Genomic DNA, 22,028 nt, shown 5'->3' with positions numbered 1-22,028 from the left:
TCGTCATTGCGAGGAACGAAGCAATCTTAATGCACCTCGCCAATAGCTGGCCAATAATTAGATTTCTCCGCTACGGTCGAAATAACGATCGCTTAGAATGATTGTGAGTATCTGTTATTTCCCGGCAGCTGCCTGCATTGGGTTTTTACCAACTGATTGGCCTCTAACAGCTCCGCCGGCTTTCATTTTGTAAACCTTAAACTTGCTTTCTTTTGCTTTACCGCCCCAGGTATTGTTTGAGGTGTCAATATCGGCTGTTTCACGTAATGGATCTACTAAAATTGAAGCTACTTCTTTATTTTTTACATAAAATTTCGAAGTTTTTAATTCATTATGTCTCCAGATTTGAGCAGGGATCCGGTCGATTTCTTTGGTGCCATCTTTATAGGTAAATTCCACAATAACCGGCATCACCAAACCACCTTTATTGCTAAAGCTTAATTCGTATAAGAACTGGTTTGCGTATTTACTTTGATCAGCTTCCGCAACAACTTCTACAGGCATAGATGCATCCATTTTGGTTGCAACTGTGGTATCAACGGTAACCATGCCCCTGTCGTATTTATAATAAAAATCCTGCGCAGCGGTGTTTTTATCAACGTAGAATCCGATTTTCTTGTCTTCACGGTTTCTGATTTTTGAAATATCCTCAAAAGCATTTACAGCAGGTTTATCAATTTTTACCATCCTCGATCTGGCTGCAGGAACTTCTTTAGGGAAATCTGCTTTGGCAAATTTTACACTGTCTAATGAAATGTCGCATGGGTCAGTTCCGTAAAACCAGCCTCTCCAAAACCAGTCTAAATCTTCGCCACTGGCATCTTCCATGGTGCGGAAAAGATCGGCAGGTTCAGGGTGTTTAAAAGCCCATCTTCTGGCATATTCTTTAAAGGCATAATCGAAAAGTTCTCTGCCCATAATGGTTTCGCGGAGAATGTTTAAGCCTGTTGCCGGTTTTGAATAAGCATTCGGGCCAAAACGTGCAATATTTTCAGAATTGGTCATAATTGGCTCCAATTCGTCTTTTGGCAGTTTCATGTAATCAACAATGGTATAAGCAGGGCCTTTTTTACTTGGAAATTTATTGTCCCAAAGCTCTTCTGTTAAATATTCTACAAAAGAATTTAAGCCTTCGTCCATCCAGGTCCACTGGCGCTCATCACTGTTTACAATCATCGGGAAAAAGTTGTGGCCAACCTCATGGATAATTACCCCTAACATGCCATTTTTAGTGCTTTCGCTATAAGTTCCGTCTGCATCTGTACGACCGTAGTTGAAACAAATCATCGGATATTCCATTCCGTTTGCTGCCTCAATACTCTGCGCAACGGGGTATGGATAAGGAATGGTGAAATCTGAATAGGTTTTAATGGTATGCGCTACTGCACGGGTAGAAAACTTACTGTACAGGTTGTAGGCTTCTTTACCATAAAAACTCATACACATTACCGTATTGTTATTGGCCTGAATTTTTTGCGGCATGGCATCCCAGATAAACTTACGGGAAGAAGTCCATGCAAAATCGCGCACATTATTGGCATTGAAAACCCAGGTTTTTTTAGTGGTTAATTTTTTGGTTTCTGCTGTTTTAGCTTCTGCCAAAGTTTGGATTTCTACAGGAGCAGCTGCGGTTTTTGCAGAGTTGTACCTGCTCAATTGTGTTGGGTTTAACACCGCACTGTAGTTGATACATTCTCCGGTGGCTCCGATCAAATGGTCTGCAGGAACTGTCATTTGAACTTTAAAGTCACCAAAAGTTAAGGCGAATTCGCCCCTTCCGGTAAACTGATGGTTCTGCCAGCCCTGAAAATCGCTGTATACGCACAAACGCGGGTACCACTGCGTCATGGTGAACAGGTAATTGCCATCTGTTGGGAAAAACTCATAACCACCACGTCCGCCAACACTCATCCTGTCGGTAATTTTGTAATTCCAGTCGATGTTGAAAATTAGTTTCTGGCCGGTTCTTAAAGCTACGGGCAAATCAATCCTCATCATGGTTTTGTTAACCGTGTATTTTAGGTTTTTACCCATTGCATCGGTTAATTTGGTAATGTTGATTCCATCGCCATTGTTTGCCGTAGCGCTTAACTGATCCAGGGTTTTGGTTATGCCTGTAGGAGGCATTTTAGTCGCATCCTGATAGTTTGCATTTTTATCCGTACTGTGCTCATTTTCATCAAGCTGTAACCAGATATAGGTTAAAGGATCAGGAGAATTATTGGTATAAGTTACCGTTTCAGAGCCTGTAAGCAACAGGTTCTTTTCATCCAGCTCACATTTAATATTGTAATCGGCACGTTGCTGCCAATATTTAACGCCAGGTGCCCCACTGGCTGTACGTTGCTCATTGGGTGTAGGTAAAATGGTACCCAGCTGTTCGAACTTGTTCCCGTGGTTGCTGCCAGGGTTATTCTGAATGTTTTGGGCCATAGCCAAACTACCCGAAAAGAGTAAAAGGCCAGTTAAAGTAAACAGTTTATTCATGTTATGTTGTGTTAAAAGGGAATTCTTTCTAAAGCCATTTTTAAAGCCAGGCTAAATACGGCTGCTGATACAAATAATACCCAGCTGATACGTTTGATGCGGGTATAGTTAAAAATAAAAAAAGTAATCAATAAAATGATGAAAACCATAAAAACTTGCCCTGCTTCAAGCCCTACATTAAAACCAAACAAGCCCCAGCCAATATTCTGGTCTTTTGCCAGCATCATTCTGATCGAATTGGCAAATCCCATTCCGTGGATCAATCCAAAACCCAATGCCAGAAAATAATTGATCTTGACTGATTTTAACGAAAAATTTTTTCTGAACAGATTACTTATCGCAGTAATTACAATCGTACAAGGGATTAAAAACTCTACCCATTTGCTCTCGAACCTGATGATATCTAAAACGCTTAAAAGCAGGGTTAATGAATGGCCAATGGTAAAGGCAGTAACCAATATCAGTACCTGTTTCAGGTTATGGTAACTGTAAATGGCCACCAACGCTAAAACAAAAAGCTGATGATCCAAAGCATCGGCGCTTATAATGTGCTCCCAACCCAGTTTAAAATAAAAGATAAAATCCTGTAACGGCATGAAATAATAAGCTAACTATTGGAGTTAAAATAGATTACAAGGCTTAAAATTATGTTTTTAATTGTAAAAAGCCCAAATATTCTTCATTCAAAACCATAAATACCAAATTTGTTACTGATTTTTGAGTAGTTTCTTGCCGTTATTTCGTTTGACCTTTAAATCTTAACTTTGTTTATCCTAACAACAATATATTAATGTGTAGATTAAAATATATCCTTTTGCTTTTGTGCTGTACTTTCTTTTCTGTTAAAGCCGGAATCAAACATCCTTTGCATGTGAGTACAACAGAAGTAAATTTTAATGCAAAGGATAAAACCTTAGAAATAAGCTGCCGGATTTTTTCTGATGATTTTGAAGCTATTTTAGCCAAATTGTATAAACAGAAAACTGATTTAAGCAGTCCAAATATGAAAACCGCGATGGATGAACTGGTAAAAAAATACTTGTTTAGCCATCTGCAGCTAAAAGCCAATGGAAAAGCTGTTGCCATGAATTACATCGGATTTGAAATTGATCATGAAGCCACCAATATTTACCTCGAGGTTGAAAAAATACCGGATGTAAAATCTGTAGAGGTTAACGATGTTATTTTATACGATATGTTTGATGATCAGATGAGTATCGTTCACGTGGTAAAGGCTAAGATCCGCAAAAGCACCAAAATCCTGTACCCCGAAAAGAAGTTTACCGCAAACTTTTAATTGTAATTTTTGTATTAGATAACGGTTCAATGTTAAATTACCGTTAATTTTAATAGGCTATATTAAAAGTTAATATTAGCTGAGGAATATTTCTTGTCATCTTTTTTTAAATCCCGTGTTGTTAAAATAAGTTATGCATCTAATCATCTTCTCCAATATATTAACGCCCAGGATAAAATATATCTTCAATTTTATTTTTAAGGACATTCTTAAAGCTGAGGTAGAATTTACTGGTAACAGTCAGTATTTTCAGCAAAGTGAGCAAGTTAAGATCGGTTATGGCGATCAGCCGCTCGGTGATGAGCTTTTTTTTAAAAGTACAGCTTTGCTTTTCTCCAATAAACTGGAAGAAATTAAGTTGAAAAAGATTTCGTTTGGCGAGTATCTGGTCCCTTTTCCCGTTGAACAATCTGCCCTGCCTTTTGATGTTTTTGCGGCTTCTTTTTTTATATTAAGCCGTTACGAGGAATACCTGCATCAAAGAAATACAGAAGAAGAGTTTAAGCCTTCAAAAAGTTATCAGTATAAATGGAAGGTTTTAGATAAACCCATTATTGACGAATGGGCACTGATGATCAAGAGCTTAATTAAAAAGAAACATCCAAATTTTAAATTTCACGAAAAGAAATTTCAGCATCAGCCCACCATCAACTTCAATATTTTGCCGGGCATGCCAGAAGGCTTTTTGAACCGGACAAAGTTTGTTTTTAGCGCTGTTTTTAAAAAAGAGAACAATTACCTGAGCGCTAAATTCGACCGGCTCACCGGAGTGGGAATCAACAATGAGCAGGTATTAGATGAAGTAAATATAATTACGGGAGTTAAAAAAAATAATCCCCTTTATTTTGTCGATTTCCCTGAAGTACCGATGGATTATATTAAAATTAATGGTGTTGCTAAAAGCCTTAATAATCAATCTGTTGGTTTGTTGAGGCCTTGTGCCAGCGACAGGCAGAAAATGGCCGTAATTAAAGAAGGCCTGATCAAACTTAAGAAAATTCAACCAGCTGCTATTCCTTTAATTAGCCAGCAACTGGAGATATTAAAATTTCCGATCTGTTATTTAAACATCCTTAATTCAGGGATTACTTCCGATTACTCCATGGGGTATAGCAATGTGCCAGGTTTTAGGGCTGGAACCTGTACCCCTTTTAACTGGTACGATCTTCAGCTTGAAAAAGTAACACCTTTGGTTGTACATTCTTATTGTTTAACCGATTATGTCCTTCAATATTTAACAACAGAATCGGCAAGAAAAACCTTAAACCAATATGTCGATTCGGTAAAGGTTGTAAATGGAACTTTTTACAGCAGCTGGAGCCTAAAAAGTTTGTCAGATCATCCTAAATATAAAAAATTAAGATTACTGTTTATCGAAATGCTCAACTATGCCGGAAATTGATTTAAGAGAATAATTAAGTCAAGTTATAATCATCAGCCCTTATATTTCTTATATGGTCGGTAATTGATGGCCTTACACTTGGCAATCTATCTTGAAACGAACTGGTTTTTTTAATTATCTGCTTTAGAATTGCTAATTTTAACCATTAAAATGGGTAAGGTTAAAAATTCTTAACTTCCAATTAGGGCTAAATTTTATAAAAACCGAAAAATAAGAATGATGATTTTTGATGTAAGCAAAATTAAATCGATTGCCAATACTTTTATCGCAGAACTTCGGGATGAAAATATCCAGAAAGATTCGATGCGTTTCCGTAAAAACCTGGAAAGGCTTGGTGAATTTTTTGCCTACGAAATCAGTAAATCATTAACCTATACCACTAAAGATATTACCACACCTTTAGGCTTATCGCCTTGTGATGTTTTAGCGCAACAACCTGTTCTGGCTACTATACTCAGGGCCGGATTGCCTTTGCAACAAGGTTTGCTTAATATTTTCGACAGGGCTGAATGCTGTTTTATTTCGGCTTATCGAAAAGTAGAAAAAAGTGGCGATTTCGTGATCCAGATGGATTATATTTCTACTCCTGATTTAGATGGCAAGGTTTTAATTATGGCCGACCCTATGCTGGCAACCGGACAGAGTATGGTAATGTGCTGTAAGGAATTGATTAACCGCTATAAAATTGAAGAACTTCATATTGTTGCCGCTATCGCCAGCACCGAAGGCGTGACGCATGTACGTGCCAATTTGCCTAAGGCGAAAATTTGGGTTGGAGCCATCGATGAAGAAATGACCAGCAAATCGTACATTGTTCCCGGACTTGGCGACGCTGGTGATCTGGCTTATGGAGAGAAAGTTTAATATAGGCCTTCGTATAAAGTCTTTAGTCCAGAGTCTGTACATTTTCATAAGTAATAAATTTGAATATTCTCTTTGTATGTAGCAGGAATAAATGGCGTAGTGCTACTGCCGAAACCATTTATAAAAATCATCCTGAACATCAGGTGCGCTCAGCCGGAACCGAACCTTCTGCAAGAATTAAAATCAATGCTAAATTGATCGATTGGGCCGATCTGATCTTTGTAATGGAGAAAAAACACAAACAAAGAATTACTGAACGTTTTCCTGAAGAAGTTTATGGGAAGGAAATGATTACTTTGAATATTCCAGACGATTATCAATATATGGATGAAGAGCTTATTGAGGAGATAAGATCAAAGGTGGAGGGGTATTTGTGAGGAGAAACTATTTTTACAGATAACTCCTCTAAATTTCTGTCATTTCGAGCGAAGTGCAGCGTAGTTGAGAAATCTGCCTCGAGATAGATCTCTCCACTCTACTGCGTTGCGGCCGAGATGACGGCAATTTTATTAAAGGTCTGTCAATGTTTAAAGGAGTCTATTTTGTATCCCCACATCTGTAATACAAAATATTCTTCAATCATTAATTAATCTCAAACTTTCAGGACAAAGATCATTAGGTTACCTTTGTGGAAATTATTACCATGAAAAAACATATTTTCTTCGATCTCGACCATACCATTTGGGATTTTGACCGCAATGCCGAAGAAACATTAAATGAGCTTTATCATACCTATAAACTGGAGGAGCTTGGCCTTAAATCATGTTCTGATTTTATTACTTCTTATACGGAGAATAATCATCAGTTATGGGCCGATTATCATTTAGGTAAAATCACGAAAGATTTTTTAAGGTCAGAGCGGTTTAGCAAAACCTTTATTCAGCTGGGTATCCATCCCGATGCCGTTCCGCATCAATTCGAGGCAGATTATGTAACCATTTCGCCTACCAAAACCAACCTGTTCGAAGGAGCAGAAATTGTACTGGCTTATTTACAACAGAAATATACGCTGCATATTATTTCCAACGGGTTTAAGGAAACTACTTTAACCAAAATGGATCTTTCTAACCTTAATCCGTATTTCGAAAATGTAATTATTTCCGAAGATGTAGGTGTAAACAAACCAAATCCGATCATTTTTGAATATGCGTTGGATAAAGCTCAGGCTCTAAAAGAAGAAAGTATCATGATCGGTGATAGTCTGGAAGCAGATATTTATGGTGCGTTAAATTTTGGTATGGAAGCCATCTTCTTTAATCCTTTGAAAAAAAGCAAACCTGAAGATGTAAAACAGGAAATTATCCACCTGGAAGAATTGTTAAAACTTTTTTAACTCTACTCCTTTTTTGTTTGGTTTTGGCATCTGTTTGGCATTAACTCAACACACACACAAATGAAACCTTAATTAAAATGAAAAAAACCATCTTTTTAGGATTGGCAATGCTTTTTGCTACCCTAAGTTTTGCTCAAAACAATCGCCGATCTGCTGAGGTTTTCCTTCAGATCGCTAATCCAGGTAAGTATAGTGTATATTTAGACGATGAGCTTGTTGCTTCATCAAACGGTAGATTCCGTTTTTACGATGTATACAATTCTGCACCAACACTATCCATTATTCAGGGCAATACTGCAATCTTAAAACAACAGATCAGGGTTATTCCTGAACAAAGACTGATTTTAAGTTTAGACGATGGGAGACTGATTACTTTAAAGCAACTGAATATTTACGGTAATAGGCAATATATGCTCGATGATTTTGATGGTTACGCTGGAGACTACAACAGCGGTGTTGTTCCGCCAGTGGTTTCACAGCCTGATATAAATTACCGGTTATTGTCGGGTGAGGCTTTTCAGGAGTTTTATGCCAGTTACAAAAAATGTAGTTTTGATAGTGAAAGAGTGAGATTGATCAGCGCAGTGAGCAAAAAAGCTTCATTTTCCAGTAGCCAATGCAAACTGATACTTAAAACATTCACTTTCGATCAAGAGCGTTTAAAAACTGCTCAAAACCTCTATAAAACCGTAGTAGATCCACAGAATTATTTTACACTCGCCGAAATATTTGAGTTTCCCTATTATAAAGATGAATTTTTAAAATATTTGGAGAAACAGTAATTCGGCCTATCTTTATTAAATGGCGGCTGCAAAAGTTAAGGCATCGGTAAAGCAAATCATCGATTCCTATAAATCGAAACTATCAAAATATCCTGAAAATATTTTTCAAACTACCCCTCCAATTTCGGGCTGGAGTTATAGTGAGGTATACTCACATATTTTTGATTCGAGCCTGTTATCTTTAATAGCGCTCGTAAACGCTGCAAATGGTAAAGGCGAAAACAAACCCACACATTTTGTTGTAAAATTGATTTTGTTTTTTGGAGCATTTCCGCCTGCACAAAAATATAAAGTACCGAAACGGCTGATTGAACGGGTAAAAAAAATCAGCAAAGCCGAAGCCCTCGATTTTATTTTAGCGGTAGAAAAGGCACTGGATGAAAATTACCCATTAATTGCAAACGCAAAAGTCGATTGTAAAACAAAACACCCTCGATTGGGCTATTTAAATGCAAAACAGTGGCTTAGGTTTATCGAAATCCATTTAGACCACCACCTTAAACAGTTAGAAAGAATAGAAAAGAGCTTTCAGGCCTAAAATAATTTCGCCATATTTGGTTAATACTAAACCTCTTGCTCATGAAATACGCTTTTTACCTGTTAACGCTCACTGTACTTTTTGCTTGTAACAGCGAAAAGAAAGAAACTGCTCAAGCTGTTATTCCAACGCCTGCAGGTATACAAGGTCTGCAAAAAAGCAATACCGTTCAGCCTGTGGCGCAAAGCGCTAAAAGTAACCTGATATTTAATCCGCCACATGGCGATGCCGGCCATACCTGTGCTTTAGCCGTTGGTGCGCCATTACACCAAACAGCTGCAGTTCAAGCGCAAAAAAGTGCTAGTCCACAACCAGTAACTGTTCCCGTGCCTCCTGTAGTAAACACAGCAGGTAAAAAACTAAATCCTAAACATGGTGAACCTGGCCATAGATGCGATATTGCAGTTGGTGCGCCTTTAGATAGTAAACCAACGCAGGTAGTTACCACTACACAACCCGCGGTTACGCAGGTTTCGGGCGTAAAAGTAGGTAAAGGTTTAAACCCTCCGCATGGTCAGCCAAACCACAGGTGCGACCTTGCCATTGGTGCACCATTAAACAGCAAACCTGCGCCTATTGTAAACCCAGTTCCGGTTTCTACCCCTGATCCTAAAACCATAGAAACTAAAGCGCAGGAAACAAAAAGTGAAGGTTAATCCCGATATAGTGGCTAAAAATATTTTGAATTTAGGATACCTTACTTAACGCACATTTTTTTACATCTTTGCGTTAATGAAATTACCCGCCATAAAAGGTTTTGACGAAGAAGCACTAAAAAAGTATTTTAAAAATACTGGGATGCTCCTGATTGGGAAAGTTGGCAGTTTAGGAATTAAAATGTTAACCAACATTGCGGTTGCAAACTACTTACTCTCTTATGGTAATGGTATTCTAACTACATCGATAGCTTATGTGTTTTTATTCGCGGCATTAGCGGGACTTGGTTTAGATCAATTTATTGTTAAAGAACTTCATCAGTTTCCACAAAAGAGCGATCAGATTTTAGGTACCGCGTTTGGACTTAAAACTTTTGCAGGTTTCTTATGCATCCCTTTAATTTCGTTAGCGTGGCTTATTTATCCATTACGGGATATTCAATACGAGTTTATCCTTCTGCTTTCATTTATTGGAGTTTTTCAATCTTTTACTGTTGTCGATTCTTATTTCCAATCAGAAGTAAAATCGAAATACATCATGCAGGTTCAGATTATTGGGAATCTGATTTCAGCTGTGATAAAAATTATCTTAATTTATACACATTCGCCAATAAGTTATTTCTTTTTTGCATTTCTTTTCGACACGATATTGCTTTCAATAGGCTATATCATTACATATAACAGGCAAGGTAGAAACATCTTTAACTGGAAATTCGAGAAAGAACTGGCTAAGAAACTGTTTTCGCTTTCATGGCCTTTAATCATCTCAGGCATAATGGTTTCAATTTATATGAAAATTGATCTAATTATGCTTAAACAAATTTTAGGAGAAAGGGGAACACCCGAAGCAGGCGCCTATGCAACTGTGGTTAATTTTAGCGAAGCCCTAAATTTTGTGCCGGTTGCAATTGTTTCGTCGCTTTTTCCCGCAATTTTAAACGCAAGAAGAGACGATCAGGAGCGGTATCAAAAAAGACTTCAAAATTTATACGATTTGATGGTTTGGTTAAGTTTTAGTTTCGCAATTTTTATAACTTTTGCTTCGCCATTTATTTACAGCTATTTTAACCCAGAATATGCAGATGCTGCGCCAGTGTTGTCTGTGCATGTTTGGGGCTCCGCTTTTATATTTCTTGGCGTAGCAAGTGGTCAATATTTAATTGCCGAAAACTTCGGTCGCTTAACTTTTATCAGGACAGGGATAGGTGCAGCTGTAAATATCATTTTAAACATTATACTAATTCCAAAAATGGGTATGATGGGTACTGCCGTAGCAACAGTAATCGCATACTTTATTTCCGCCTTTTTTATACTATTTATCCCTAAACTTCGTAAACAGGGTATAATGATGTTAAAATCATTATTTTTGGTCACCGCATTTCAAAAAATATTTAAACGTTGAGTACTCTTAAAGCATTAAGCACATTAATTGCAAAGCCAAACAGGCTTAAAGCATTATTATCATACGGGCATAAAGGCTACCTGAACAGCATTGGCTGGTTCACAGCCTTTGATAAAAAACAAGCCGTAGATGGCAACGGAAAAGCGCTGCCTTGGGTAACTTATTCGTTTATCGATTTTATTAAAGAACGGATAAACAAAAGCCAGCATGTTTTCGAATATGGCTCTGGCAATTCTACCATTTTTTATGCGGAAAGAGCGGGTTCGGTAACTTCTGTTGAACACGATAAAGGATGGCATGATATGGTTAAAAATACCAGTCCGGCCAATGCCGAAATGATCTTTTGCCAATTGGAAAAAGATGGCGAATATGCCAAAAAAGCAACTTTGCTAAATAAAAAATTCGATATTATTATTGTGGATGGTCGCGATCGTGTAAATTGTTGTAAATACAGCGTAGAAGCCCTTTCTTCAAATGGTGTGTTGGTTTTAGATGATAGTGAACGCGAAGTTTATCATCCTGCAAGGGTATTGTTGAAACAGCAGGGTTTTAAAGAAATCAGCTTCAGTGGAATTTCACCTGGACTTTTCTACGAAAAAGCAACTTCGGTTTTTTATAAACAGGATAATTGTTTAGGTATTTAAATCAGTTGGAACCATGTTAAGCGAAGAAGTAAAAACAGCCTACGATAATTTTTATACCAATAGCGATGTAGCCTGGCGGATGCTTGGCGCTAAATACAAAGCCCAAAATATTGTCGATGTTTGCAAAGGACTTAAGCCCAAAAAAGTGCTTGAGGTTGGTGCTGGCGATGGCAGTATTTTACATTTTTTAAACGAATGGCATTTTGCGCCCGAATTGTTCGCTTTGGAAATTGCACAAAGTGGTGTCGATATTATAAAAAACCGTAATCTTTCCAGCTTGAAAGATGCGCAGACCTTTGATGGTTATAAAATTCCTTACGAAGACGATACTTTCGATCTGATTATTCTTGCACACGTATTAGAGCACGTAGAACATGAAAGGATCCTGATCCGCGAATTGAAAAGGGTAGCCAAATATATTGTGGTAGAAGTGCCAAAGGATTACCGTTTTGGTGTAGATCAAAGGATGAAACATTTTTTGGATTACGGGCACATTAATATGTATACGCCAACATCTTTAAGATTCCTGTTGCAGAGTGAAGGATTGGAAATTTTAGAGGATAAAGTTTCGATGACTGCTCCTGAAACGGTAAAATTTAACGAGTTTATCAATAGAAAGGCACCAAAAACATTTACCAAAAACTTAAAAATCGAACTCGAGTACCGCATAAAGAAAACGTTAGGTAATTTCTTCGGCAGAAAAAAACAAGAACAGTTTGCGAATGCCTACACGGTATTAACTAAAAAATCAGATCATAACCTGCAGATATTTTAGGTGGTGTAAAGGCTTTACTCGCATCCGTCATTGCGATGAGGCTTTTTCAGCCGAGGAAACAATCTTACAACAATCGCTACTGGCGTATAGGTTAAGATTGCTTCGTTCCTCGCAATGACGACCCTTTAAGAAATAAAACAATATGCAAAACCTTGCGCCCATAGCACTTTTCGTATATAACCGTCCGCAGCATACCGAGCGTACTTTAAAATTTCTGCAGCAGAACGAACTGGCTGCCGAAAGCCATTTGTACATCTTTTCCGATGGCGCAAAAACAGTTCGCGATGAAGAAAATGTGGCTGCGGTGCGTAAAATCATCAATAAAACGAAGGGTTTTAAATCGGTTAAAGTAATCGAAAGAAAGGATAATGCTGGGTTAGCAAACGCTGTTATTGCGGGTGTAACCCAGCTAATAGAAGAATATGATCAGGTAATTGTTTTTGAAGATGACCTGGTAACCTCTCCACATACACTGCACTATTTTAATGAAGCCTTAAGCCGGTATAGCGAAGAAGAAAAAGTAATGCACATCGGAGCGTACATGTATCCTTTAAAATCAGAAAACCTTTCACAATCGTTTTTTTACAGAGCAGCTACCAGTTGGGGCTGGGCCACCTGGGGAAGGGCCTGGAAAAACTTTGAGCCCAATATCGATGTATTACTAAAACAGTTTGATAAAAAGAAAAAAGCAGCTTTTTCCATCGATAATAAAATGAATTTCTGGAAACAAATGCAGGAGTTTAAAAAAGGGAAAAACAATAGCTGGGCCATCAGGTGGTACGCTTCTATCTTTTTAAAAGATGGTTTAACCCTCAATCCATCACAATCGTTGGTAAATAATATCGGCCATGATGGCACTGGTGTACACTCGGGAATAAACGATATTTATAATGTAATTATCAACCCTAAACCAATCGTTGAATTTCCAACTGTAATTGCTGAGGATGAACTGGCTTACAAAGCCATTAAATCCTTTTTAACCAAACGCAAAGGGAATATGGTAACCCGTGTTCGCCGTTTTGTAAAAGAAAAACTCGCACAATACTTCTCAAAAAAATAGTAATGATATTCCTTTTTGTTGTGGGCAATTGAAAAAATGACAAACCTTTTTTTGATTACCCGTGTTGCTTTTATACATCGAAACTATAAAAAATAACAACATGAAAACGACAACAGCAACAGCAGAAGTATTGAATGACCTGATCCAGATCAATAACGACCGTATCGAAGGTTATGAAAAAGCCCGTCAGGAATTAAAAGATGGTGATGCAGATCTGAAAACGCTATTTTTAAATATGATTGACGAAAGCCGCAAATATAAAATGGCTTTGGCTACAGAAGTAAGTGCATTAGGCCAAGATGTGGAAACAGGAACCACCAATTCGGGTAAAATCTACAGGGCCTGGATGGATGTTAAAGCCATATTTACTGGTCACGACCGTAAAACCGTTTTAAATAATTGCGAGTTTGGCGAAGATGCTGCCCAAAATGGTTATAAAATGGCTTTAGAGGAAGAAGAAATTCCTGCAAATATCAGAGAGTTGATATCTGATCAAAAAGCATCTTTAAGAACATCACATGATGAAATTAAAAGATTGCGTGATGCGCAATTGTAAGTGAGAATTATATAAAAACGAAAAAACCTCCTTCGATTTATGAATTGGAGGAGGTTTTTTTATTACGATCGTCATTCCCGCGCAGGTGGGAATCTTAAAGCTTATTGCATCACGATTCCCAATCGAGTTGGGAATGACGATTACCGACGGAAAAACCCACTCAAGAACTACGCTTCCAGTTCCCTATCCAGATGTTCGGTAACACGCTGAATGGTATTGTCAATCGTGTTGCTTAAAATGGTTAAATAAGAGCCTTTTTTAGCCGTTTCAATTGCTATTCTCAAACATTCGGTACTTTTATTGTTGATAATAATCTCTTTATTCGGATCAACTTCCTTAATGCCTTTTACTAAAAGATCAACCAATTCCTGTTGTTGTCTTCCGCGGAGGTATTTCTCCTGACAAACATAAATCTTATCAAACATTTGTGCAGAAATGCGGGCTGTTTCTATAATATCCTCATCTCTTCTATCTCCTGTTGCAGAGATAATACCTACATGTTCAGTAGCTTCTACACCTTGTAAAAACCCTTTTATACCATTAAATCCGTCAGGATTGTGCGCAAAATCTACTAAAACTTTAAAATCCTTAAACCTGAAAATGTTCATCCTTCCTGGCGTATGTGCTGCCGAAGGAATAAAAGTTTCTAACGATAAACGGATATCTTCTGGTTTATAACCCCATAAATAAGCCGCTAAGGTTGCCGCGAGTACATTCTGAATCATAAAATTTACTGATCCACCAAAAGTTAGGGGAATATGTGTCGCTTTATCAACCCTTAGTTTCCAGTCGCCGGTTTTAATGGTAATAAATCCATTTTCATAAATTGCAGCAATACCGCCTTTTCTGCAATGTTCTTTAATAACCGGATTGTTTTCATCCATGCTAAAATAAGCAACATTACAACGGGCATCTTTACCAATGCGTACACAATAACCATTATCAGCATTTAATACAGCCCAGCCCTTGCGGCGAACTGCACCAATTACTACTGCTTTAACACGGGTTAAATCATCAAGATTATGAATGTCTGAAATACCAAGGTGATCTTCCTGTATGTTGGTTACAACACCGATATCGCAGGCATTAAAACCTAGTCCGGCCCTTAAAATTCCGCCACGGGCAGTTTCTAAAACAGCGAACTCAACGGTTGGGTCCTTTAAAATAAATTCTGCACTTACCGGTCCGGTGGTGTCACCTTTCATCAACATGGTATTGTGTACATATACACCATCGCTGGTGGTAAAGCCTACACGTTTACCGTTGCTGCGGATAATATGCGCAATTAAACGTGTAGTGGTGGTTTTTCCGTTGGTTCCGGTTACCGCAATAATCGGAATCTGCGATAGCTTACCCTGCGGATAAAGCATGTCGATAACCGATGAAGCAACATTTCTTGGCAAACCTTCGCTTGGTGCCAGGTGCATCCTGAATCCGGGGGCAGCATTAACCTCTAAAACCACACCGCCATTTTCAGTTAAAGGCTGTGTAAGGTTTTGCGCCATAATATCGATACCGCAAATATCCAGACCAATTACCCTCGAAATTCTTTCACAGATGAAAATATTCTGTGGGTGTACAATATCGGTCACATCGATTGATGTTCCGCCCGTACTTAAATTAGCAGTCGATTTTAAATAAACCACTTCTCCTTTTTCAGGAATAGTTTCTAAAGTATATTCTTTTTTTGCCAGTAAATCCAATGTATCACGATCAACAGCAATTTCTGTTAATACATTTTCGTGGCCGTAACCACGGCGTGGATCTTCATTTTCCTTATCAATTAGTTCCTGGATGGTGTGGATGCCATTTCCTCTTATGTGAGCAGGGTCGCGTTGTGCAGCTGCTATTACTTTATGATCAATTACCAGCACCCTGAAATCAAATCCGGTAATGAATTTTTCAATAATTACCTTTCTCGAATAGGTTTTGGCATATTCAAAAGCCGCAACCGCATCTTCCATCGTTTTTACATTAATGGTTGCGCCTTTGCCATGGTTACCATCCAAAGGTTTAAAAACGAGTGGAAATCCTACTTTATTAACCGATGCTTCAAGGTCATCAGGGTTAGAAATGGTTACGCCCGAGGCAACCGGAATAGCGGCTTCGGTAAGTAAACGTTTGGTTTCTTCCTTATTACTGGCAATATCAACCGCAATACTGCTGGTTTTTTCCGTCATGGTGGCCCTAAAACGAACCTGGTTTTTGCCATAACCCAATTGCACCAGCGAACTTTTGTTCAGCCTGATCCATGGAATACTCCTTTTTACCGCTTCTTCTACAATAGAACCTGTACTTGGGCCTAAAGCTTCCAACTCGCGGATTTCCTTCATCCTTCGGATATCGTGTTCTAAATCGTACTCTTCATTATTGATTAAAGCTTCAGCAATTCTTACGGCTGCTTCTGCCGAGTAAGCGCCCACTTTCTCTTCCAGGTAACTGAAAACCACATTGTAAATGCCTTCGGTTTTAGTCATACGTGTTCTGCCAAAGCCAGTTTCCATGCCGGCTAATGTCTGGATCTCTAAAGCAATATGCTCAATCACATGGCCCATCCAGGTGCCCTCCTTCACACGGGTAAAAAAACCACCTTCAACACCTTTAGAACAACGGTGGGTAAACATGCTCGGCAGCAGTTTCTCTATTCTTTCGCTAAAGCCTTCAATCACATTGGTAGGCCTTTGTTCCAAATCTTCCAAATCCAATCGCATCTGGATCAATTTCTTCCGGCTAATCGACCATATATTTGGCCCTCTTAATACTTGTATGTTTAATATCTTCATGTAATGTTTTGTTCGTTTTTTAATTTAACAAGGGTTTGGGACAGCCTTTTTAACTCAATTTTGAGAATGAAATTGATGACTGTAAAATATGCATTTATTTTGAAATTAGACGTCCCATTTACGTAAATCAATTTTAGCAGGTATTTGTTTTATTTTCAAGCACTATTGTGTTAATTTTAGGTTAGATTATTTTAACCTTTGTTAATAAATTGAATATTATTGACAAAAAAAGTCGTGTTTTTTATCTTAAGCCTATATATTTGGGTTTTTTGATACAATTAGATACACAAAGAATGGTTCCGAAAGGTAAACTCATCATCATAGGTGGCGCAATAAACACTGGTAGCTTCGCAGAAACACAATTTGGACTGCCTGAAAATATGAATTTTTTTGAACGTGGAATTTTAAAACGGATTACCACAGAATCAATTAAAGATACCCAATCGCGTTTCGAGATCATCACCACCGCATCATTAATGCCTGAAAAAGTTGGTGAAGAATACATCAAAGCTTACGCTCAGTTGGATGTACATAATGTTGGTGTGTTAAATATTACCAACCGCGAAGAAGCCAATTCTGATGAAAACTATGAGCGTATCAAAGCTGCCGAAGTCATCATTTTTACCGGTGGCGACCAGCTCCGCCTTTCATCTATTTTTGGTGGAACGAAAATCCATCAAATCCTATTGGAAAAATATAGAAATGAACCGGTGGTAATTGCGGGTACATCTGCAGGAGCAGCAGCAAGTTCTAAAAACATGATTTACCAGGGCAGCAGTAAAGATGCTTTACTTAAAGGTGAGGTAAAAATTACTGGTGGATTGGGTTTTATCGACGATGTGATAGTTGATACTCACTTTGTTCAACGTGGTAGAATTGGTCGTTTATTATATGCTGCAGCTAGTAATCCCGGTATTTTAGGGATTGGTTTGGGCGAAGATACTGGTCTTTTCATATCAGATGGGCATACCATGGAAGCCATTGGCTCTGGCATGGTAATTTTAGTAGATGGCCGCACCATGGCTGATACCAATTTAACCGATGTAGAAATGGGCCAGCCGGTTTCGATTAAAAATATGGTGGTGCACGTAATGTGCGATGGCGATGTTTATGATTTAAATGACCACAGTTTGGTGATCCACCATCCAAAGGTTATCCCAATAGGTTAAAAGGTTTAAGGCTTATGGTCTCAAATCTGAGGTCTCATATCACAAATCTCCATACTCAAATCTAACAAATGAAACTAATTATACACGGCGGCTTCTTTAGCGAGTCATCCACCAATCAGGAAACAAAAAAGGCCAAGCAAGATGCTTTAGCTTCGGTTGTTACGCTCGGGCACGAATACCTGAAAACCCACACCGCTTTAGAAACAGTGGTTTATACCGTTGCCTTGTTAGAAGATAACGAATTATTTAACGCTGGTATTGGCTCGCAAATCCAAAGTGATGGAAAAGTAAGGTTAAGCGCGGCTTTAATGGATGGTAAAACCGAAAAATTTAGTGGTGTGATCAACGTAGAAGATGTGAAGAATCCAATCCAGGTTGCGCAGAATCTTTTAACCTATGATGACCGTGTTTTAAGCGGCAACGGGGCACAACAGTTTGCCCGTGATAATGGATTTGAATATTTTAATCCCATTACAACACAGCGTCAATCAGAATACGAAGCTAAATTAAACCAGAAAAACAATAAAGGAACCGTAGGTTGTGTGGCGCTTGATGCTGATGGAAATTTGGCAGCAGCAACCTCTACAGGTGGCAAAGGATTCGAAATCCCTTGTCGTGTGAGCGATTCGGCAACTGTTGCAGGTAATTATGCTAATCAATTTGCAGGTATTTCCTGTACCGGTGTTGGCGAAGATATTGTAAGCGGTGCTTTGGCCGCAAAAATCGTTACCCGTGTAACCGATGGCTTTTCTTTAAAAGATGCTTCAGATAAATCTTTTGCCGAATTAAAGGCTTTTGATGGCTTTGCAGGCATTGTAGGCATCACTGCAGGTGGCGAAGTATACCATTGCGATTCTCATCCATATATGGTTTGGGCATCTTTTGATGTTAATTTACAGGTATTTAGCTAAAATTAGATTTAAAGTATTATTTTTGTTGCATGACCAAAATTGTACTGGCTTTAATCGGCCTTTTTGCATCGTTACAACTTCAGGCTCAAAACATAGACAGAACAGAAATCCAGGAACCCAATGGAGGTAGTGCTATTAACATAGCGGTATCTAAATTTGATCTGGAAGATGGAAATTCTTTTTTTGAAGAAGCGGAAGATTTAGAGCGAAAAGGTGATTATAACGAAGCCCTTACATTATTTGGAAAAGCAGCTTTCGAATATAATTCTGTAAAAAACTTTAACAGATACGGGCAGGCGATTATTAAAATGAGCAGCATGCACTATCAATTGGGCCGTTTTACCGATGCAGAACAGATCCTTTTAAACGTTGCCCTAAAAAATTATTCCAAAACGGGCAACCGTGCAGGCATAATGAATACCTATAGCCTTTTGGGCAAAGTTTACCTCGCCAATACCAAATATACCCAATCCATGTGGTTTTACACCCAGCAAGGCATATTGGCAAAGCAGTTAAAAAGTAATAATGCTTATATCGAATCCATTTTAGGCATTGTTCAGGTTAAAATCAAAAAGAAAGATTTTACACTTGCACTAAGGGATTTAAAATCGGCAGAGTGGCTTGCCAACTCAATCAAAACAAGCCAGTATAAAACACAGATTAAGGATGCAAGGGAAATGATTGCCAGCAAAACCACAGCTAAAAAAGCAAATCAGAGCTAAAGAAGTCTTTTAGATATTTTTAACTCAAGCCGTCACCCTGAATTTATTTCAGGGTCTATCTAGCAGGAAAGATGAAACAAGTTCAGCATGAGGATCGTATTAAGAAAATGATACTAAAATTGATGACAACTCATAAATATTATTCGAATTGAGTTTAATAACTTGCTTTTCAAATCCTTATACGTCTGTATTTGGTCAAATTTTAAATGTTGCCCAAAACAAAAAATATCTCTTAACGTTGTGCTATAAGAAATTGTTAAATAAAAAGCTTTTAGTTAGATTTGATAAAGTTTTAACAAGAGACGGTAATAATGCTGTCTCTTTTTTGTTTTTTTGCTAAAATGGTATCATATTGGCTATATAGAATTGGAAATGGATTTTAAATCATTTAAAGAGATGTTAAAGAGAATATTTTTTGTAATTTTTACCGGAGCTGTACTTGCCTGCCATGCTGCACCTAAAACTCAGCCGATAGTTGAGGGAATTACCAATGTGAAACCGGATCAGCAGCAACAGCTTGTGATTAAGGAGGTTGTGAATTTGATCGAAAGTTATAATTATAAAAAAATTCAGATCAACGATTCTATATCTTCTATTATTTTAGATAAGTACATCAAATCATTAGATCAGGGTAAAAATTATTTCCTGGCATCTGATATCAAGGAATTTGAAAAATACAGGTTTACTTTAGACGACGATTTTAAAAACGGCGATTTAAGTGGTCCATTTTTTATCTATAATGTATACGCTAAAAGGTTAAATGAATATTTTACTTATTCGTTAGCGCAGATTAAAACCAAGTTCGATTTTAACCAGACTGATACTTATGTTTACGATAGAGAAAAATTGCCTTGGGCAGTTTCTTCTACGGCATTAAACGACACCTGGAAAAAACGTGTTAAATACGAATTGATTAACCTTAATCTTGCCGGAACAACCGAGGCAAAAAATGTAGAAACTTTAACCAAACGTTACCAGAATCTTCAGTCTCAAACATCAAAAACCAATAATCAGGATGTTTTCCAGATTTTAATGGATGCATTTACTGAATCTATTGATCCACACACCAATTATTTCAACCCAAGTAACGCTGCTGCTTTTAACGAAGATATGTCGCGCTCTTTCGAAGGAATTGGAGCGCGTTTACAATTAGAAAACGAAGTGGTAAAAATTTCAGAAATTATTGCGGGGGGACCTGCTTTTAAAGGTAAACAGTTAAGTGCTGGCGACAGGATTATTGCCGTGGCACAAGGTGATGGTGAATTTGTTGATGTAGTGGGATGGAGATTAGATAATACTGTATCGAAAATTAAAGGTCCGAAAGGAACTAAAGTGCGTTTAAAAGTGATTCCGGTTGGAAAAGAAATGTCGTCGAAACCAGTGATTATAGAATTGGTTCGCGATAAAATTGTACTGGAAGAAACTTCTGCCAAGAAAAAAGTAAAAACCATTAACAGTAATGGTAAGGACATTAAAGTGGGCATTATCACTTTGCCAGCTTTCTATGCTGATTTTAAAGCTGCAAATGCTGGCGATAAAAATTATAAAAGCACTACCCGTGATGTAAGAAAACTGATCGACTCATTAAAAACTTACGATAAGGTAAATGCAATTGTATTGGATTTACGTGGAAACGGTGGTGGTTCTTTGGTGGAGGCCATTTCTTTAACAGGTTTATTTATTGATAAAGGACCAGTAGTGCAGGTAAAAGATTTAAGGGGCAAAATTGAAGTTGATGAAGATGAAAACAGTGGTGTAGCATGGGATGGTCCATTCGGTGTAATGGTAGACCGTTTAAGTGCATCTGCATCTGAAATTTTCGCTGGTGCAATTCAGGATTACGGTCGTGGTATTATAATGGGCAGCCAAACCTATGGTAAAGGAACCGTTCAATCTTCTATCGATTTAAATAAACTGGTAAACCCAAGCATGTTGCAAAGAGTAGCCGGTTTAATCTCTAAAGATAAAACAGTAGGAACATCTCCAAGTAGCGCTAATCCCGCTGATATCAATTTAGGTCAGATCAATTTAACCATGGCTAAATTTTACCGCGTAGCAGGTAGCAGTACACAACATAAAGGGGTTACACCAGATGTTGTTTTCCCTTCTGTTTATCCAATGGATAAAATTGGTGAAGATACCGAACCATCTGCGTTACCTTGGGATGTGATTCCTAGCTCTAACTTTAAAGCTGTTGCCAATTTAACGGCCGTTAAGCCCCAACTGATTAAAAACAGCGAACAAAGGATTTCAAACTCTTTAGATTTCAAATACCTTAAACAGGATATTGCTGATCTTAAAAAACGTGATAATGAAGTTTCAGTAACCTTAAATGAAGCTAAACTTAAAGCTGAACGCGAAGCACAGGAAGTTAAAACCCTTGCCAGACAAAATGAATTAAGAGCTTTAAGGGGATTACCAGCCATTAAAAAAGGTGATAAAGTAACCAAGCAAGATGCCTTCGATTTTATTGAAGACGAATCGTTAAGGGTGATGGGAGATTTTATGCAACAATCAGGCAGTTATGTAATGAACTTAGGTTTGATGCCTAAGAATAATTAATTTAAGAGATTTATTCATATAAAATGCCTCTTTAGTTTTTAGCTAAAGAGGCATTTTTTTTAAAAGCCCTCATAGATTTATAGAC

20 protein-coding genes are annotated in these 22,028 nt (G+C 37.9%); 17 read left to right on the top strand and 3 right to left on the bottom strand.

Translation table 11 applies throughout. The features are described from left to right. Positions 1–114: 114 nt before the first annotated feature. Complete coding sequence (locus R2R28_RS15500; protein WP_316826594.1) at positions 115–2,487, bottom strand: M1 family metallopeptidase; 2,373 nt, start codon at positions 2,485–2,487, stop codon at positions 115–117. Between the two features lie 11 nt (positions 2,488–2,498). Continuing rightward, positions 2,499–3,083 carry a HupE/UreJ family protein gene (locus R2R28_RS15495; protein WP_316826593.1) on the bottom strand — a complete coding sequence of 195 codons (585 nt, stop codon included), beginning with the start codon at positions 3,081–3,083 and terminating at the stop codon, positions 2,499–2,501. A gap of 194 nt (positions 3,084–3,277) precedes the next feature. Between R2R28_RS15495 and R2R28_RS15490 the strand changes: the two genes are divergently transcribed. The 13 genes from R2R28_RS15490 to R2R28_RS15430 all read left to right on the top strand — a co-directional run bounded on the left by R2R28_RS15490 (position 3,278) and on the right by R2R28_RS15430 (position 13,796). Beyond that, a complete protein-coding gene (locus R2R28_RS15490; protein ID WP_316826592.1) occupies positions 3,278–3,784 on the top strand; it encodes a DUF6702 family protein in 507 nt (168 codons plus the stop codon). Between the two features lie 133 nt (positions 3,785–3,917). Further along, on the top strand, positions 3,918–5,186 hold the full coding sequence (locus R2R28_RS15485; protein ID WP_316826591.1) for a DUF7033 domain-containing protein: 1,269 nt from the start codon (positions 3,918–3,920) through the stop codon (positions 5,184–5,186). 219 nt (positions 5,187–5,405) lie between these two features. Continuing rightward, positions 5,406–6,050: a uracil phosphoribosyltransferase gene (gene upp / locus R2R28_RS15480; RefSeq protein ID WP_316826606.1), complete on the top strand. Its 645-nt coding sequence runs from the start codon at positions 5,406–5,408 to the stop codon at positions 6,048–6,050. Positions 6,051–6,109: 59 nt separating this feature from the next. Continuing rightward, positions 6,110–6,427, top strand: a complete 318-nt coding sequence (locus R2R28_RS15475) for a protein tyrosine phosphatase (RefSeq protein ID WP_316826590.1) — start codon at positions 6,110–6,112, stop codon at positions 6,425–6,427. Positions 6,428–6,693: 266 nt separating this feature from the next. Continuing rightward, positions 6,694–7,383: a YjjG family noncanonical pyrimidine nucleotidase gene (locus tag R2R28_RS15470; protein ID WP_316826589.1), complete on the top strand. Its 690-nt coding sequence runs from the start codon at positions 6,694–6,696 to the stop codon at positions 7,381–7,383. A gap of 77 nt (positions 7,384–7,460) precedes the next feature. Next, complete coding sequence (locus tag R2R28_RS15465; RefSeq protein ID WP_316826588.1) at positions 7,461–8,165, top strand: DUF4476 domain-containing protein; 705 nt, start codon at positions 7,461–7,463, stop codon at positions 8,163–8,165. Between the two features lie 19 nt (positions 8,166–8,184). After that, positions 8,185–8,703 (top strand): DinB family protein, encoded by a 519-nt coding sequence (locus R2R28_RS15460; RefSeq protein WP_316826587.1) that lies wholly within the window; start codon positions 8,185–8,187, stop codon positions 8,701–8,703. Between the two features lie 41 nt (positions 8,704–8,744). Continuing rightward, the gene (locus R2R28_RS15455; RefSeq protein WP_316826586.1) at positions 8,745–9,359 is read left to right on the top strand and encodes a hypothetical protein; all 615 of its coding nucleotides are present in this window, start codon (positions 8,745–8,747) and stop codon (positions 9,357–9,359) included. Positions 9,360–9,435: 76 nt separating this feature from the next. Beyond that, positions 9,436–10,761 carry a flippase gene (locus R2R28_RS15450; protein ID WP_316826585.1) on the top strand — a complete coding sequence of 442 codons (1,326 nt, stop codon included), beginning with the start codon at positions 9,436–9,438 and terminating at the stop codon, positions 10,759–10,761. Continuing rightward, on the top strand, positions 10,758–11,405 hold the full coding sequence (locus R2R28_RS15445; protein ID WP_316826584.1) for an FkbM family methyltransferase: 648 nt from the start codon (positions 10,758–10,760) through the stop codon (positions 11,403–11,405). The genes R2R28_RS15450 and R2R28_RS15445 overlap by 4 nt, the downstream gene beginning before the upstream one ends. 13 nt (positions 11,406–11,418) lie before the next feature. Continuing rightward, a complete protein-coding gene (locus R2R28_RS15440) occupies positions 11,419–12,180 on the top strand; it encodes a class I SAM-dependent methyltransferase (RefSeq protein ID WP_316826583.1) in 762 nt (253 codons plus the stop codon). A gap of 142 nt (positions 12,181–12,322) precedes the next feature. Beyond that, on the top strand, positions 12,323–13,240 hold the full coding sequence (locus R2R28_RS15435; RefSeq protein WP_316826582.1) for a glycosyltransferase: 918 nt from the start codon (positions 12,323–12,325) through the stop codon (positions 13,238–13,240). A 100-nt stretch (positions 13,241–13,340) separates the two neighbouring features. Next, complete coding sequence (locus tag R2R28_RS15430) at positions 13,341–13,796, top strand: PA2169 family four-helix-bundle protein (RefSeq protein WP_316826581.1); 456 nt, start codon at positions 13,341–13,343, stop codon at positions 13,794–13,796. 167 nt (positions 13,797–13,963) lie between these two features. Here R2R28_RS15430 and cphA read toward each other — a convergent pair whose 3' ends face one another. After that, a complete protein-coding gene (gene cphA, locus R2R28_RS15425; RefSeq protein WP_316826580.1) occupies positions 13,964–16,579 on the bottom strand; it encodes a cyanophycin synthetase in 2,616 nt (871 codons plus the stop codon). 269 nt (positions 16,580–16,848) lie between these two features. Between cphA and R2R28_RS15420 the strand changes: the two genes are divergently transcribed. The 4 genes from R2R28_RS15420 to R2R28_RS15405 all read left to right on the top strand — a co-directional run bounded on the left by R2R28_RS15420 (position 16,849) and on the right by R2R28_RS15405 (position 21,943). After that, positions 16,849–17,748, top strand: coding sequence for a cyanophycinase (locus R2R28_RS15420; protein WP_316826579.1), 900 nt, complete (start codon positions 16,849–16,851; stop codon positions 17,746–17,748). A 68-nt stretch (positions 17,749–17,816) separates the two neighbouring features. Then, the gene (locus tag R2R28_RS15415; RefSeq protein WP_316826578.1) at positions 17,817–18,659 is read left to right on the top strand and encodes an isoaspartyl peptidase/L-asparaginase; all 843 of its coding nucleotides are present in this window, start codon (positions 17,817–17,819) and stop codon (positions 18,657–18,659) included. Between the two features lie 29 nt (positions 18,660–18,688). Then, positions 18,689–19,381: a hypothetical protein gene (locus R2R28_RS15410; protein ID WP_316826577.1), complete on the top strand. Its 693-nt coding sequence runs from the start codon at positions 18,689–18,691 to the stop codon at positions 19,379–19,381. Positions 19,382–19,777: 396 nt separating this feature from the next. Next, the gene (locus R2R28_RS15405; protein WP_316826576.1) at positions 19,778–21,943 is read left to right on the top strand and encodes a carboxy terminal-processing peptidase; all 2,166 of its coding nucleotides are present in this window, start codon (positions 19,778–19,780) and stop codon (positions 21,941–21,943) included. The last annotated feature ends 85 nt before the right edge of the window (positions 21,944–22,028 follow it).

This window comes from Pedobacter miscanthi (assembly GCF_032678605.1).
Classification (GTDB): Bacteria; Bacteroidota; Bacteroidia; order Sphingobacteriales; family Sphingobacteriaceae; genus Pedobacter; species Pedobacter miscanthi_A.
Note: the sequence above shows the minus strand (reverse complement) of the source record. Positions and strands in the feature narration are given on the sequence as shown.